Raw genomic sequence first — 14590 nt, forward strand, 5'->3', positions numbered from 1 at the left:
CAATGAATACAAGCCAATGAATACAAGCAATGGAGACCTGCGAGATGAAAATCACCTGTTTTATCGAATACCAACTCAACCCCTTTAAGATCGAGCAGTTTCGGGAGTATGCCGAAAACTGGGGCGAACTCATTCCCGCCTGCGGCGGCGAACTGCTCGGCTACTTCCTGCCCCATGAGGGCACCAATGACAGGGCATTTGGCCTGATTAGTTTCGACAGCCTGGCCGACTATGAAACATACCGCCACAGGTTGCAAACGACCGAGGCCGGCAAGGCTAACTTCATGCTGGCCAAACAGGGGGAGTTCATCGTCTCGGAGAAACGCAGCTTCCTGACCCCGGTCCCCAATACCTATCAACGCCCGGCGCAGGAGGCATGATGCTAGCGGTTATCTTTGAAGTGACACCCAAAAATGCCACTAAGGAGGCGTACCTGGCGCTCGCGACCGAGTTGAAGGCGACCCTGGTGGAGATGCCCGGCTTCATCTCCATAGAGAGGTTTCAGAGCCTGGCGGATCCTGAACGCCTGCTGTCGCTGTCATTCTGGGAAGATGAGACCGCGGTGCGCGCCTGGCGCGAACAGCTATGCCATCGCCATGCCCAAACCCAGGGCCGCGAACACATCTTCGCCGACTATCGGCTGAGGGTCGCAGAAGTGGTCCGTGATTACGGCATGTTTGACCGGGCTCAGGTGCCGCAATCCTCGCCGCAATCCTCGCCGCAATCATGCCCTGACAGCATTTGCTGACACCATTTCCTGATACCATTTCCTAACACCTGGAGCCGCTGACATGGAACTGCTCGACTACCTCGATCGCCATTTTTACACCCTACAGCAACTGCTGGAGATCACCCAGGTCACGGAGCAGGCGCTGCGACGTTACCAAAACCAGGGCGCCATGCCGCTATGCTCCTACCGGCTGCGGCTGGATATCGGCTGCGATTCCTTCTTCGGCCCCCACAGGGAACAAGATGAGATAGAGTACTACGCCAGGGGCTATGCCGCCTGGCTGGCGCTGCTGCACTCGCTGGAGACTCACCCGGTGCAGGCAAGCAGAGCCGCGGCTGGCGCAAACGGTTACCCGATATTTTATCGGCGTTACCGCGATGCCATGGAACGGCTGCAGGCCCATGGCCAGTTATGCCACAATTTGACCTCGGGCCCGACGCTGGATGCACATATTGAGCGGGAATGGACGCATTTCCTGGCGGGGACCTATGGCCTCTGCACCAGGTCAGGCCTGCCGGAAGATATCGCGGCCAAGGAACTCGCCATCTCGGCCATCAACGCCATGACCACAGAAGACGAACTGGATAGTGAACTGGATGAGCAGCAGCGACTTAAGCTGACCAGGGCAGTGAACCTGTTGGATGAGGTCAGCGCCGGGTTTGCGCCACACGAAAGACAGCGCAGCTCCCGACATAGGTTGGTGGATGAGATGCGCCGCCGCTATCGTTTGCAGGCCCAGGACGCATGAGCCGGCAGCCTGTTACCTCACTCCCCGCTCACCCCCCGCCCGCTAGCCGGCGGGCGCTTGCTTCGGCGCTTGAGTTTCCGCGGCCACTCTCAGACTTATCGGCTGATCCTCTGCCGGCAGCTCTATGTAGATCACGCTGCCAGGGCCACACTGATTGCCGACTATCATGGCGGCTATGGGGTTCTCCAGCTGCCTTTCTATCTCGCGCCTCAGTGGCCGGGCACCGTAGGCGGGCTCGAAACCGTCCTTGGCCAATTTGGCGATGACGGCCTCGGCAATCACCAGGCGTATGCCTATGGCCTGCATCTGCTGACACAGGCTCTTGAGCAAGAGCCTGGCTATCTGCTGTACATCCTCCCGGGTCAGGTAATGGAACACTATGATGTCGTCGAGGCGGTTGAGAAATTCGGGTTTGAAAAACTTCTTCACCTCCTGCATCACCGAGTGGCGTGCCGTTTCATAATCGGGATCTTTACTGAAGATGAAGCCCACCGGCGGCCTGTCGGTGATCAGCGCCTCCGACCCCAGGTTGGAGGTGCCTATCAGCAAGGTGTTGCGAAAGGACACGGTACGGCCCTGGGCGTCGGTCAGACGCCCGTCTTCGAGGATTTGCAGCAGTATGTTGAACACATCCGGATGAGCCTTCTCCAGTTCGTCCAGCAAAATAATGCTGTAGGGATTGCGGCGTACCTTCTCCGTCAGCTGGCCGCCCTCACCGTAACCCACGTAACCCGGCGGGGCGCCTATCATCTTGGACACCTCATGGCGCTCCATGTATTCGGACATGTCCAGGCGAATGATCTTGCTCTCGTCATCGAGCATGAATTCCGCCAAGGCCTTGGCCAGCTCCGTCTTGCCTACGCCCGTGGGGCCGAGAAACAGGAAGGAGCCTATGGGCCTATGGCCACGGTCTATGCCGGTGCGATTGCGGCGTATGGCATTGGCCACCGCCGACACTGCATCCTGCTGCCCGACGATGCGCTGATGCAGTTTGTCTTCCATATGCGACAGCTTGTCGCTCTCTGACTCTGCCAGCCGGGCGACGGGGATCCCCGTCAGGCGGGAAACCACCCGCGCTATGTCTTCGGCCGTCACCCACCTGTCTTCGGCGCTCCTGTCGTTCAGCAGCTGATTGCGCTCCGCATCCAGCTGCTGTTCCAGATTGATGATCTGCGTCTGCAGCGCGGCGACCCGCTCAAACTCCTGCGCATTGAAGGCATCTTGCTTATCGGCCAGCAGTGACTGACGTTGACGTTCCAATTCCTGCATCGGCCTGGACAGGGCCAACAGGTGCAACCTGCGGTCGGCCCCCGCCTCATCCATCAGATCCACCGCCTTGTCCGGCAAGTGACGGTCGGTAATATAACGCTCCGACAATCTGGCGGCGGCCTCCAGCGCCTGGGGCCGATAATGGATATCATGGTGACTCTCAAACTTGGGGGCCAGGCCCTCGAGGATGGCGATGGTTTCCTCGACGCTGGGTTCGCGCACCATTATGGGCTGAAAGCGCCGCTCCAGCGCCTTATCGGCCTCGACATACCTGTGATACTCCTCCAGGGTGTCGGCCCCTATGACCTGCAGCGCCCCTTGAGCCAAGGCACTCTTGAGCAGCGCCGGCGCATCCAGGCCGCCGGCACCGGCACCTGCGCCAACCACGGTATGCAACTCGTCGATGAAGAGGATGATCTGCCCCTGAGAGGCTATGACGGCATCGCGTACCCCCTTGATGCGCTCCTCGAACTCGCCGCGCATGCTGGCACCCGCGATGATTTCCGCCAGATCCAGCGACAGCACACGCTTACCCCTGAGGATGTCGGGCACCCTGGCCTCGGCGATGCGCTGGGCCAGCCCCTCGACTATCACTGTCTTGCCGACCCCGGGTTCGCCTATCAGCACAGGGTTGTTTTTCTTGCGCCGCGACAGGGTCTGGATCACCCTGGCGATTTCATCTTCCCTGCCTATGACGGGATCCAACTCGCCGCTGCGAGCCATCTTGGTCAGATCCTGGGTATATTCATCCAGCGGATCCTTGCGCCCCTCGGCATCCTGGGCGTCGAGCGTCTTACCGTTTCTAAGCTGGATCAACACCTTGCGCAACGGTTCGGCCTTAATGCCATGATTGCTCAGGTGGATGGCGACGGCACCGGCACGCTCGTGACAGAGTCCCAGCAGCAGGGCGCCTGTGCCCGTGAAGGCATCGCCGAGTTTTTTGGCCTCTTTCAGTGCGATACGAAAGACTTCTTCGACCTCGGGAGAGGCGACGACCTGGTTGGCCTGTTGTTGCAGCGGCAGCTGCTCCAGGGAGAGGTAGATGTCCTGGGTGAGATCCCTCAGGGCTTGCTGGGGATTGTCCAGCACTTGCTGCAACATCTGCACAGCTTCCGAGTCCGGCAAGGAGATCAGCCCCAGCAGCAGATGTTCGGGGGTGAGCACATTCTGGTGGGCGCTGGCCAGTTCGGCGATGGCAACATTCAGGCTCTTGTGCACTTCCTGGCTGCATTGGCGGATATATTGCTGAAACACCTTCTGCCCCCTGCGACGGTCAAAGATATTCCTGATTATAGTCCATTCGCCCCAGCCGGGATGGTCAACCCGGGCGCTGCAACGCATTCAATTCAGTGCGCCTATGTCCGGCTTGAGGCCCTGAGTCGCTTCGATCACCCTTTGCCCCTCCAACGCTTCGCCGAAGCTCGCGAGCCTATGGGGTCGACCTGCCATCATACTGGCCACTTCAGTCAGTTGCAGCGCCACAGAGCCGGCTTCGGCATCGAACACCACGGGCCGCCAGCCGGCCTCGTTGCCGAACATGAGCCTATGCCATTCAGCTTGGCGACAGCTTTGATAGCTTGAGGTAACCCAAGGTTAAGACGGAGTGAAGAAAGTCGCCAGGCTGCAACGCCCGTGTTGCATGCCTGGGTGCACCGGCCCCCGAACGGGCCTTTATTTGCTGCGCCAACTGGCGAGCCATTGCCAGCTGGATGGCGACTGTATTAGTCTCTGCCCGATTGCGGTTTCCGCTGTCGCAAGGGTGAACCCAAGCCCATTGCGCTTTTTAAGTCGTTCCGTCAGTGCCTCAGCCTTCCCGCTCTTTGTTTCATGGCACCGAATGGCGGAACTCATTTCGACTCCAATGTTTAGAGGAAGTAACATGAAAATCATACCCACAGGCATCGCAGCACTCCTGCTCATCTGCACTCTCACCGCCTGCAACGACAAGCAGGCCGAAGAAACGGGTGTCATAAAGACCAGTGCCGAGATGCAGGCAATGGACAAGACCATGGATGACGTCGCCACAGAGGCGGATGACAAGCCGAACAAGACGCTGGAATTGAGCGACCAGGCCCTGGAAGAGATGGGCGATAAGCTGGATGCGGCGGCGACCGAATTGGGCAACAAGGTTGAGGATGCATGCAAAGAAGTGCAAGCCGGCCTGAAAACAGCAACGCCCAAGTGCTGACAGGGCTGAGCCGGTAAAGGCAAAGCCTGAGCCGCTGCCTAAGTCCTGCTGATATGACTGTCAGGCACACAAAAAAAGCGCTTCATAGCGCTTTTTTTGTGTCTGCGGGTTGTTAGCCAACAGGGCCCGAGGCTATTCGCCCTTGAGACGACGGTCGAGCTGATCCTTGAGGTTGGCCGGCACGCCCTTGATCATTATGGTGTCGGACACAGGATCATAGATCACCCGCTGGCCCAGATGACCGCCGTCGAAACTCAGGGTCACGCCGCCGCCCGTGCCGGAGAACTTCTTCAACTGCCTCAGGGTCGACTTGTCGGCGGGAAACTCCTCGTCCAGCTCGTAGGCGCCGCCGCGGGCGAAGTCATAGAAGGAATCCATGCCCTGATCCGCCAGCTCGTCGGCCAGATCTTTGATCTCTATGTCGGCGCCGCTGTCGAAACGCTCGCTGCAATACTCGAATACCTTGTCACGGCATTGCTGACGCTCGTCCTTGGTCAGCTCGCTGCCGGCGACGAAGTCTTCCACCGCATTCATCAGTGTCTTGTTCTGTGCCTTGGTGTTGACCCCTTCGACACAGCCCATGAAGTCGAGGAAGAAATCGGCGACCTTGCGACCGGCGCGGCCACGGATGAAGGAAATATACTTGCGAGAGTCCTTATCGGCCTGCCATTCGGTCAGATCGATACGCGCCGCCAGCTGGATGTTGTTCAGGTCCAGGTGGTTATTCTGCGACAGCTCCATGTCATCCAGTACCGTCATCGACGATTTGGCGTTCAGCAGCGCCACGAACAGATAATCGCTGGTCATGGAGGTGTAGCAGGACATCAGCAGGAATCCGCCCTGGCTGAAATCGTATTTCGCCAGCTCATCCTGCAGCAGCTTGCTGGCGCGGCCGGAAAACTCGACGAACCCCAGCTCACCCTCACGGTACTGCCCCAGGGCATCCGCAAACGCCGGGTTGGCTTCGCCATCGTCGCCGGCAATGCCAAAGTAACCGAAGCCCTTGCCCGCCTTGCCGGTATAGGTCTGGTGCAGCTCTTCGAGCATGGTCTCGACAGCCTGACTGTTCAGCAGAGGTTGAGGACGCAAACGGCAGCGCAGCTGGCCTTGGCTGTCCTGGGAAATCTCGTGAATAATTGCTTGTTCGATGTTAATACTCATAAGCCCTGATAGTGATACTGGAATAAATCCGCTATTATATGCCGCTAATCCATTCCAAAGTGAAACATTTTTTGATCATGGCTATCCAATCCAAATACTCTAATACCCAAGTAGAATCCCTGATCGCCGAATTGCTGGCGGTACTGGAAAAACATCAGTCACCGACCGATCTCAGCCTCATGGTATTGGGCAATTGCATTTCCCACCTGTTGCAGACCAAGGTACCGGATGCCTCGCGTCAGGCGGTCGCCGAGCAGTTTGCCAAGGCGTTGGCGCAATCGGTTAAGACCAAGTAACTCGGTCAAGATCAAGCAACGGGGATGGCATCGGGGCGATGTTGACGCATTAATCCGCCGCGGCATGTGCAGCGGCATTGGTATATTGCAAAAAAGCACTTAAGATACCTAAGTCTTTCAGGAATAAACGGATCCATATGGTCGAGCGCAAAAAGCAGATGGGACGGGACAAGGTTTCACGCCTGGTCAACTGGGGTCATTGGTTTGCCTTCTTCAATGGGCTGCTGGCCATGATAGTGGGCAGCCGCTACCTGGCCAGCGTCGGCTACCCGGAGACCTGGATAGGCTGGGGCTACCTGGCCATCAGCACCATAGGTCAGTTCAGCTTCCTGGCCTTCATGGTCTACCTGGTGTGTTTATTCCCCATTACCTTGCTCTTGCCCTATTCCAAGATTTTGCGCGGCTTTGCCGCCCTGGTCGCGACCCTGGGGCTATGTCTGCTCCTGTATGACACCATAGTCTATGACGACTATGGGTTGCACCTTAGCCCCTTCGCCTTCGATCTGGCCTGGGCCGATCTCAATGCCCTGTTGCAGAGCACTTCTTACATAGTCACGCCACTGGCGATCATCACCCTGGAACTGACGCTGGCCAATGCCCTGTGGAAGCGCATAGAAAAACTCCAAAAATACCACCTGGGCAATAAGGTGGTCGCCTTCATCGGCGTCTGCTTCATCAGCAGCCACCTGGTGCATATCTGGGCCGATGCCGCCGACATCACAGAGATCACCGGCTTCGACGAGACGTATCCCCTGTCCTACCCGGCCACGGCACGCTCCTTCATGGAAAGCCATGGCATAGAAGGCACAGGGCCGCGCCGCTCCAAAGCCGCCCTCAGGAGCACGCTCAATTATCCGGCCCAGCCGCTGCAATGCCAGAGCGACAGCCTACCCAATGTCCTGCTCATCAGCATAGACAGCCTGAGGGCGGACATGCTCGACGCCAAGACCATGCCGTTTCTGAGCCGGTACAGCGCCCAAAACCTGTCCTTCGGCCAGCACTACAGCGGCGGCAACCAATTCAAGACAGGCATCTTCTCCCTGCTCTACGGTTTGCAGGGCAGCTATGGCGATGCCGTGGGCCTGAGTGAAACCAGCCCGGTGCTGACCCAGACCCTGGCCGCCCAGGGCTACCGGCTTGGCCTCTTCAGCACCCAGACGAATCTGGAGCTGGTGAGCCCCAAGGCCACCTTCAAGGACTTCAGCATAGAAACGGCCAGCGAGACCAACGGCAGTGCCGAGGCTGACATCCAGTCGGTACAGCATTTTCAGGCATGGCATGCGGCCCAGTCTGCGCCTTGGTTCGCCCTGCTCAACCTCAAGGCGCCGGACAACTATGACACCCCGGTCGGTTTCCTCGGCATAGAAACCGTCAGGGCGGCGAGCACGCTCAAGCCGGCCGAAAAAGTCCTGTTTAACCAATATCGCCAGTCGCTCAACTTCATCGACCAGCAGCTGCAAGCCACCCTTGCCGGCGTGTCACCCGACACCCTGGTGATCATCACAGGGGTCAGCGGCAAGCTATTCACCAGCAACCTGACCGAAGCCAGCCGGGACATGTCCCCCGCCAGCGTCAGAGTGCCCATGATAATCCACTGGCCCAACATGGGCAGCGGCAACAAGGTGAAGTACCGCACCAGTCATTACGGTCTGGTGCCTACCCTGATGAGCCAAGTGTTGGGCTGTACCAACCAGAGCACGGACTACAGCGCCGGCCGCAGCCTGCTGCAACCCAGCAAGGAAAACTGGGTCTACATAGGCGACAGCCGCATCTTCGCCATCTATCAGGAAAATGAAATAACCGTGATAGACAGGCATGGCAAGTACCGCATCTTCGATGAACACTATGAGAAACACCTGCATAAGAAGATGAGTGCTCCCGAGCTTATCCAGGTGATGCGTGAAGGCCGCAGGCTCTACAACCATTAATTGGTGTTAAGGTGGGCAGCAGGCGCGGGGCCGATTTTTCAGCCCCAGCTTGAGCATAAGCATGAGCCCAGGCTCCCCACAGGCGCGGCTCAGGGGGTGCCAACAAAATCAGATTAGAAACTAAGCAGTTAAACACCAAGTGATGACATATCGCTTGCAGAAGCCCCGAGGGCTTGATAAAGTTCTGCCTCGTTGAGACATACCCCACATGAGTGTCTCGATACAGGTTAATCCCAGTCTAAGCGCTGTATTGACCAAAACAATTTCGGTATGTAGCGCAGCCCGGTAGCGCACTGTCATGGGGTGTCAGGGGTCGGAGGTTCGAATCCTCTCATACCGACCAAATTAAACGAGAAAGCCCGTAGTTCTTAGTGACTTACGGGCTTTTTTGTATCTGAAAGTCCTTCGTGTGAACGGCTTGAGTGTAGCGCGCCGCGCGGTTTGGTAATTCGCGCCGCCAGGTATGGGAAGTTTTGGATTTCCCAAACCAGCCGACTCCTTCTTCGCTGCTGGGGTTATATCCCCTTTCTTTAATTGCCTTAAATACGCCTTCTGCCAAACAAGAGCCTCAATGCCGCGCAGGGCAGGACGCCAGAGAGCGGCCCTGGCTCCCGTTCGCCGCATATCGCTATGCAAAGCGACAGACAATAAATGATTGCTTGCCCTGCTGCCCCAATGACACGCCAGCTCTTGATCTCAAATGAATCGTCCCTGAGGGCTCGACGACGGCAACATGCCTCCATGCACAAAAGCCAGCTCACCTTCTGCCAGACAGGAGTCTCAATGCCGCGCAGGGCAGGACGTCCGAGAGCAGCCCTGGCTCCCGTTCGCTGCATATCGCTACGCGATGCTCACCCTGCCGCCAAGGGTCTTTGGTGCAACAATGCCAATCCAGAAGTGAACCCTCAGTCTTCAGCCCACTTCAAAACATTAGTCTCAAGGCGAGTTAGCAAGGGCTATCAGTCCGAAACTGAGTATACAGTGCGACAACGCCTAAGTCGGCGAGACATTGGGCGTTGTAATCCTGCAGGCTCAGTTTCGGGCTGATGAGCTGCTTATAACGGTACATGGCCGTTTCCGACAGTGAGCGTTGGTGATAGTCATTGTCTTTCTTCCATTGCTGTAGCACATTACTTTTCAGCGCCTTGACGGCCTCATTTCTTGGGTGACCTTCTTCCCAGTAACCCGCATTTTTCCTGGGCGGGATAGTGGGCTTGCTGCCTTTGCGTTGCAGCAGTTTATGACAGGCTTGGGTGTCATAAGCGCCATCGGCTGACACTTACACTTTCTGCACAGGGAGTCTTGCGTCTCAGTGGATTCAATAAGGTAGGCAGGACCTCATTTTTTACCCGTCGAGAGTGGCCACACTTTCCAAGCTGACCTCGGCAGCTATCACTTCATGCGTAGCGGCATCCACCGCCAGATGCAGTTTACGCCAGGTACGGCGCTTTTCCTTGCCGTGCTTACGGGTTTTCCACTCGCCTTCGCCGTATACTTTCAGGCCCGTGGCATCGACAACCAAGTGAGCAATCGCACCACGGCTGGGATTGCGGTAGTTAATCTCGACAGTCTTGGCGCGCTTGCTGATGCAGCTGTAACCGGGTGACGCCAGGGGAACGTTCATTAAGCCAAATACCGAGTTGATGAAACCTTCCAGTGCCCGCAAGGGGAGATTGAACAGGCCTTTGAGCATCAATGCGGTTTCAATCGCCTATCCAGCTAGTGAAGAATGCTGTACTGAAATCCCCGACCTCGACCACCATGATGTTCGGTGCAGCACCAGTGGCTCATAGCCTGCTCGTCTATCTAAAAAGTCAGTGAGCCTCGTTTGGTCAAGGCACTGTTATATTTCGGCCAATTGGTGATGCGATGCTTGGATTTGCCCATCTTGTATCGGTTCCTGTGTGCTATTCACAGGATCTGATCGCATCAGGAGCAGAAGGTTCACCTATTTAGGCAACAACGCCGTTTGCCATGTAAAAAGTATGCACCCCAACCTTTTACAACACAATGTTGATTGTATAGAATAAATATCAACAAAACATTCTTAACTGAGATGTGTATGGATCTTATTGATGGGCTCAAAGCATTCGTGGCAACTGCACAGACAGGTTCTTTTACAGACGCAGCCGAGCAACTAGGGATATCTAATCGGTTAACGTCTAAATATGTTGGTCAACTTGAAGAAAAGTTAGGTGTACTGCTACTACAAAGGACAACACGAAAAGTTGGGGTAACGCCCAGTGGACAAGAGTTATTAGCAAAAGCGCCCGCAATACTCGATGAACTGGATGAGCTTCTTGGCGCTATGTCAGATGATTCTCAAGGCTTAACAGGCGTTTTAAGAATAGCTGCACCTGTTACATTTGGGGAAATGTTTATTAGTGATATTTTAAGTCGCTTTTCTACACTGCACCCCAAGCTTTCTATTGATTTGCGCTTAAGTGATGAACATGTAGATCTTGCTAAGGAAGGCTTTGATTTAGCATTTAGAATTGGAGAGCCTGAAATAGTAACTTTGAAGGCACGAAAGCTTGGGGAAGTTACGAGCTTATTGGTTGCCAGTGCAGACTACCTCTCAAAGAATAAAGCACCTGAAACGCCATTGGACTTGAAAATGCATCAATGTATTGTTGACACCAATAGAAGAGATGCGAGTCGTTGGTCTTTTTACAAAAATGGCGAAGAGTACACATTTGCGCCAAGCAGAAATTTGTTGGTGAACAGTGCGCGAATAGCAAAAGAATGGGCGCTTAATGGACGAGGCATAGCGTTGTGTCCAAGTTTTGTTTTACAGGAAGAAATTGAATCAAAAATGTTAATACCGCTTCTTAGCGATTATTCAATGAAAACCCACCCACTCTATGTTGTCTATTTATCACATAACATTGTTCCTAAAAAAGTAAGAACATTAATTGATTTTGCTATTGAGGACTTTCGCAAAAAGTAGTGTTCCTGCATATTAGTAGAGATATATTGATGTAACAGCATGATTTAATCATAGACTTCTCCAGAGGTAAAACTAAACTAACTAACGAGATAAAAACCAAAAAAACATTAACGTCATAATATGAAGTAAATTAATAAAAAGTGCCTAAATAAGCCTTTAAGATTATTTAGCTATTACAATTTAGACCCACTAAACTTTTAAACTAACCTCTGTCGATCATGCATGATTGCCATTATTCACTGACTCAACTAATTCAGAAATATAGGATGGACCAATTGGCCTTATACCTGCTGGATTGAGATCTTTAATTGAATAGTAGCCTGCAACAATATGGTCGATATTTACGGTATTGATAACGCCTGGTAATTTCAACACTCTTTCCATAAAAGCGGTCAGATTAGGGTAATCGACAATTTGCTTAATGTTTGTTTTAAACAATCCATGATACGCAACATCAAACCTTATTAAAGTAACAAAAGTACGAATATCGGTTTCCGTTAATTGATCACCAACAAGGTAACTTTTTCCTTCTAAACGAGACTCTAAAGCATCCAGCATTTCAAAAACCTCGCGTGTCGCTTCTTCATATGACGATTGTTCTTTGGTAAAACCAGCTTTATAAACTCCATTATTCAATTTGTCATATATCTGAGCATTTAATTCGTTAATTTCTGATGACAATGCTTCAGGAAACAGTCTAATTTTTGATGGAGCAATATTCTCAAATGCTGTATCTAGCATCCTTAGTATATCCGCACTCTCATTGTTTACCATCATGCTCTGTTTCATATCCCAAAGTACGGGAACCGTAGCGCGACCTGTATAAGTTGCATCGGCTCTGGTATATAACTCATGTAAATATTTTGAATCGAACAATGGGTCAGCATTTGCATTTGGATAATTCCCAAATGCCCAACCTTGAGTTGTTAGTTCAGGGTTGACGACAGTCACTTCAATAATATCTTGTAAGCCTTTTAGCTCTCTAGCCATCAACGTTCTAGATGCCCAAGGGCAAATCAGAGCTACATAAAGCCTGTACCTTCCCGGTTCTGCTTTAAAACCACCAATGCCTGTTGGTCCCGGTTCACCATCAGGTGTTATCCAATTTCGAAACCCAGATGTTTGACGAACAAATCGTCCTTGGTCATCGGACTTTTGCAAAGGTTTCCAATCCTCATTCCATTTACCACTAACTAACATTGTTTAATCCTCATATATTCTATGTGCTGTGAAAAATGAATGAGCGCATAGAGAGTGAACCAAGGTCTATACCTTCAGTGGTATAGAAAAGTTCATCTTTACTATTTGATGCACCTGCAATAGTGATTGCTGGAATGTAATGTTCTAATGTCGGGTTTGACATGTTCATGAGTCTACCCATTGAGTGGATATCAAGAAGTGAACTAAAGTTTCTTTCGTCTAGCTTTTGCTTTACGAAATCATCAAACTCAATTGCCCAATCATACGCTTTACCATCAAACCTTAACGCTCGTAAGTTATGAACAATATTACCAGAACCTAAAATCAGTACTCCTCTGTCACGCAATTCCGATAACTCTTTGCCGATGTTAAAGTGCCATTGCATATCTTTGGTTAAATCTATAGACAGCTGAAATACGGGCACATCAGCTTCTGGAAAAAGTGAATCCAAAACAGACCAAGCTCCATGATCAAGGCCCCAGCTCTCATCAGTTTTAACATTGAAATCTGTCAGAATTCCTGAAACTTCTTTTGCTAAGATAGGATGCCCATTGGCAGGATATTGTTGCTTATTAAGTTGTTCAGGAAATCCATAAAAATCATGAATTGTTTTTGGTACAGAGGATACATCAACAAGCGTTGTCCCTTTTGTCATCCAGTGAGCTGAAATTACCAATATTGCCTGAGGTTTAGGTAGCGAACGACCTAAGTTTTTCCAACTCTGGCTGTATTTATTGTCTTCAATTGCGTTCATTGGACTACCATGCCCCAAGAATAACGTAGGCATTCTTCCAGATAATTTAAGGCGCGACTTTAGTTCTTGAAGAGAAGATTTAAGACTCATAAAATACCAACATTAATCAAACAAATATAAAGGGGTGCTACCTTAAGCAGCCCCCCCCCTGGTTATGCATACTTTCCCAGCAATTTGTTCAGCATTGGAAGTTTTAGAGCGTAAGCACCGTTTCCCAATAGGATTAGTGAAGCTTGTGCTATTACCCAAAATAGGGGATATTCCCATCCTCCACCTTGATTAGCGAACATCCAACCGTTGCTACTATGTGCCCACACAGCGCCCAGCAATACTGGTAAAAGAGCAAGTGAAACAGCCCTGGTTGCAACCCCCAAGATTAAGGCCAATCCTCCACCCAACTCTGCAAAAATCGTCAAATAAGCGACAATTGCAGGAAGGCCAAGACTTTCAAAGTAACCAACTGTGCCCGGAATGGTGAAGACTAAAACTTTCGTTAATCCATGCGCCAAAAATAGGACGCCAGTGGCGATTCTAAGCCACAGTGCTGCATAGGGTGCTGTCTTTAATTCAATCATGGGAATATCCTTCTACTTCACTATGACTATCTAGCTAACCAAGCAGGAGCAATTTGAGTGCCTTGCCCGGCCATATAACCGAAGTAAATGTTGAGATAGGCAAGTGGCTCGATGTAACGTGCATTGATAAGGCCGCCAGCATCGACGGCATCAAAGCCTGCTTCTTTTGCTACAGCCATTACTGTAGCTTTTGCGCCTTCATCATCAGCCGCTACAAAAGCTGGCACCGCGCGACCATTGAAATCTAAACCTTGGTCATAAACTTGAGCAAAAACAGTATTAAATGCCTTTACTACTTTTGCATTTGGCATTAATTTTTGAATTTCTTCTGCTGCTGAAGAATCAAAGCCTACTGTGATACCAGAAAAATCCTCCTTTAGAGGATTTGTAACATCAATGACTACTTTGTCGCTGAAATCTACTGCTGAAGCCAACTCGTTTACGGCACCGTATGGAATGGCTAACATGATAATTTCAGCATTCTTCACTGCTGTTGCAATGTCACTCACTTGAACACGAATGCCATCTTTATCTAATTTCTCTGCGAGACTACGTGCCCCTTCGATATCACGTGACGCAACAACGATACCATGTGAAGTTGCACCAAATGTTCTTGCTAAACCTGAACCAATATTTCCTGAACCAATAATTGCGATATTCATTACTTTTCTCCGACTATGTAAAAATTTATTTAATTGGCGTTTGCCATGTAAAAAGTATGCGCCCCAACCTTTTACAATACAACGTTGATTATATTGAATGTATATCAACAAAACGTTCTTAATGAGGGC

Annotated in this window: 14 protein-coding genes, 1 tRNA gene and 1 pseudogene; 8 read left to right on the forward strand and 8 right to left on the reverse strand. The window is 52.0% G+C overall.

From position 1 onward, the window contains the following. Window positions 1–44 precede the first annotated feature (44 nt). From HC757_RS04015 to HC757_RS04025, 3 genes are read left to right on the forward strand one after another with little or no spacing between them, the layout of a single operon-like run. Complete coding sequence (locus HC757_RS04015; protein WP_169563018.1) at window positions 45–380, forward strand: NIPSNAP family protein; 336 nt, start codon at window positions 45–47, stop codon at window positions 378–380. Further along, a complete protein-coding gene (locus HC757_RS04020) occupies window positions 380–748 on the forward strand; it encodes an antibiotic biosynthesis monooxygenase family protein (protein WP_169563019.1) in 369 nt (122 codons plus the stop codon). The genes HC757_RS04015 and HC757_RS04020 overlap by 1 nt, the downstream gene beginning before the upstream one ends. A gap of 43 nt (window positions 749–791) precedes the next feature. Beyond that, window positions 792–1478, forward strand: a complete 687-nt coding sequence (locus HC757_RS04025; protein WP_169563020.1) for a DUF6058 family natural product biosynthesis protein — start codon at window positions 792–794, stop codon at window positions 1476–1478. A gap of 42 nt (window positions 1479–1520) precedes the next feature. Here the strand turns inward: HC757_RS04025 and HC757_RS04030 are convergent, their stop codons facing one another. Together HC757_RS04030 and HC757_RS04035 are read right to left on the reverse strand one after the other, a co-directional pair. Next, window positions 1521–4001: an AAA family ATPase gene (locus tag HC757_RS04030; protein ID WP_169563021.1), complete on the reverse strand. Its 2481-nt coding sequence runs from the start codon at window positions 3999–4001 to the stop codon at window positions 1521–1523. 87 nt (window positions 4002–4088) lie between these two features. After that, window positions 4089–4286: a hypothetical protein gene (locus HC757_RS04035; protein ID WP_169563022.1), complete on the reverse strand. Its 198-nt coding sequence runs from the start codon at window positions 4284–4286 to the stop codon at window positions 4089–4091. A 340-nt stretch (window positions 4287–4626) separates the two neighbouring features. Between HC757_RS04035 and HC757_RS04040 the strand changes: the two genes are divergently transcribed. Continuing rightward, complete coding sequence (locus HC757_RS04040; RefSeq protein ID WP_169563023.1) at window positions 4627–4935, forward strand: hypothetical protein; 309 nt, start codon at window positions 4627–4629, stop codon at window positions 4933–4935. 132 nt (window positions 4936–5067) lie between these two features. Here HC757_RS04040 and yejK read toward each other — a convergent pair whose 3' ends face one another. Further along, window positions 5068–6096, reverse strand: a complete 1029-nt coding sequence (yejK, locus tag HC757_RS04045; protein ID WP_169563024.1) for a nucleoid-associated protein YejK — start codon at window positions 6094–6096, stop codon at window positions 5068–5070. A 77-nt stretch (window positions 6097–6173) separates the two neighbouring features. Between yejK and HC757_RS04050 the strand changes: the two genes are divergently transcribed. The 3 genes from HC757_RS04050 to HC757_RS04060 all read left to right on the forward strand — a co-directional run bounded on the left by HC757_RS04050 (window position 6174) and on the right by HC757_RS04060 (window position 8663). After that, window positions 6174–6392, forward strand: coding sequence for a YejL family protein (locus tag HC757_RS04050; RefSeq protein ID WP_211164267.1), 219 nt, complete (start codon window positions 6174–6176; stop codon window positions 6390–6392). Window positions 6393–6529: 137 nt separating this feature from the next. Next, on the forward strand, window positions 6530–8320 hold the full coding sequence (locus HC757_RS04055) for a DUF3413 domain-containing protein (RefSeq protein WP_169563026.1): 1791 nt from the start codon (window positions 6530–6532) through the stop codon (window positions 8318–8320). Window positions 8321–8586: 266 nt separating this feature from the next. After that, a tRNA-Pro gene (locus HC757_RS04060) sits at window positions 8587–8663 on the forward strand. A gap of 603 nt (window positions 8664–9266) precedes the next feature. On the opposite strand, the pseudogene HC757_RS04065 reads toward HC757_RS04060, so the two are convergent. Further along, window positions 9267–10013 (reverse strand): annotated as a pseudogene (locus tag HC757_RS04065) (IS5 family transposase). Window positions 10014–10382: 369 nt separating this feature from the next. Between HC757_RS04065 and HC757_RS04070 the strand changes: the two are divergent. Further along, window positions 10383–11270 (forward strand): LysR family transcriptional regulator, encoded by an 888-nt coding sequence (locus tag HC757_RS04070; protein WP_169563027.1) that lies wholly within the window; start codon window positions 10383–10385, stop codon window positions 11268–11270. A 216-nt stretch (window positions 11271–11486) separates the two neighbouring features. Here HC757_RS04070 and HC757_RS04075 read toward each other — a convergent pair whose 3' ends face one another. The 4 genes from HC757_RS04075 to HC757_RS04090 form a co-directional block, all read right to left on the reverse strand. Further along, a complete protein-coding gene (locus HC757_RS04075) occupies window positions 11487–12470 on the reverse strand; it encodes a glutathione S-transferase family protein (RefSeq protein WP_169563028.1) in 984 nt (327 codons plus the stop codon). Window positions 12471–12489: 19 nt separating this feature from the next. Next, complete coding sequence (ygiD, locus tag HC757_RS04080; protein WP_169563029.1) at window positions 12490–13314, reverse strand: 4,5-DOPA-extradiol-dioxygenase; 825 nt, start codon at window positions 13312–13314, stop codon at window positions 12490–12492. Window positions 13315–13376: 62 nt separating this feature from the next. After that, the gene (locus tag HC757_RS04085) at window positions 13377–13799 is read right to left on the reverse strand and encodes a DoxX family protein (protein WP_169563030.1); all 423 of its coding nucleotides are present in this window, start codon (window positions 13797–13799) and stop codon (window positions 13377–13379) included. Window positions 13800–13825: 26 nt separating this feature from the next. Then, on the reverse strand, window positions 13826–14461 hold the full coding sequence (locus HC757_RS04090; RefSeq protein ID WP_169563031.1) for an NADPH-dependent F420 reductase: 636 nt from the start codon (window positions 14459–14461) through the stop codon (window positions 13826–13828). Between the last annotated feature and the right edge of the window lie 129 nt (window positions 14462–14590).

The organism is Shewanella salipaludis (assembly GCF_012911865.1).
Lineage (GTDB): Bacteria > Pseudomonadota > Gammaproteobacteria > Enterobacterales > Shewanellaceae > Shewanella > Shewanella salipaludis.

Coding starts and splice junctions, on each gene's coding strand:
- HC757_RS04015 (WP_169563018.1), top strand. CDS start 45: ATGAAAATCACCTGTTTTATCGAATACCAACTCAACCCCTTTAAGATC.
- HC757_RS04020 (WP_169563019.1), top strand. CDS start 380: ATGCTAGCGGTTATCTTTGAAGTGACACCCAAAAATGCCACTAAGGAG.
- HC757_RS04025 (WP_169563020.1), top strand. CDS start 792: ATGGAACTGCTCGACTACCTCGATCGCCATTTTTACACCCTACAGCAA.
- HC757_RS04035 (WP_169563022.1), bottom strand. CDS start 4,286: ATGTTCGGCAACGAGGCCGGCTGGCGGCCCGTGGTGTTCGATGCCGAA.
- HC757_RS04040 (WP_169563023.1), top strand. CDS start 4,627: ATGAAAATCATACCCACAGGCATCGCAGCACTCCTGCTCATCTGCACT.
- yejK (WP_169563024.1), bottom strand. CDS start 6,096: ATGAGTATTAACATCGAACAAGCAATTATTCACGAGATTTCCCAGGAC.
- HC757_RS04050 (WP_211164267.1), top strand. CDS start 6,174: ATGGCTATCCAATCCAAATACTCTAATACCCAAGTAGAATCCCTGATC.
- HC757_RS04055 (WP_169563026.1), top strand. CDS start 6,530: ATGGTCGAGCGCAAAAAGCAGATGGGACGGGACAAGGTTTCACGCCTG.
- HC757_RS04070 (WP_169563027.1), top strand. CDS start 10,383: ATGGATCTTATTGATGGGCTCAAAGCATTCGTGGCAACTGCACAGACA.
- HC757_RS04075 (WP_169563028.1), bottom strand. CDS start 12,470: ATGTTAGTTAGTGGTAAATGGAATGAGGATTGGAAACCTTTGCAAAAG.
- ygiD (WP_169563029.1), bottom strand. CDS start 13,314: ATGAGTCTTAAATCTTCTCTTCAAGAACTAAAGTCGCGCCTTAAATTA.
- HC757_RS04085 (WP_169563030.1), bottom strand. CDS start 13,799: ATGATTGAATTAAAGACAGCACCCTATGCAGCACTGTGGCTTAGAATC.
- HC757_RS04090 (WP_169563031.1), bottom strand. CDS start 14,461: ATGAATATCGCAATTATTGGTTCAGGAAATATTGGTTCAGGTTTAGCA.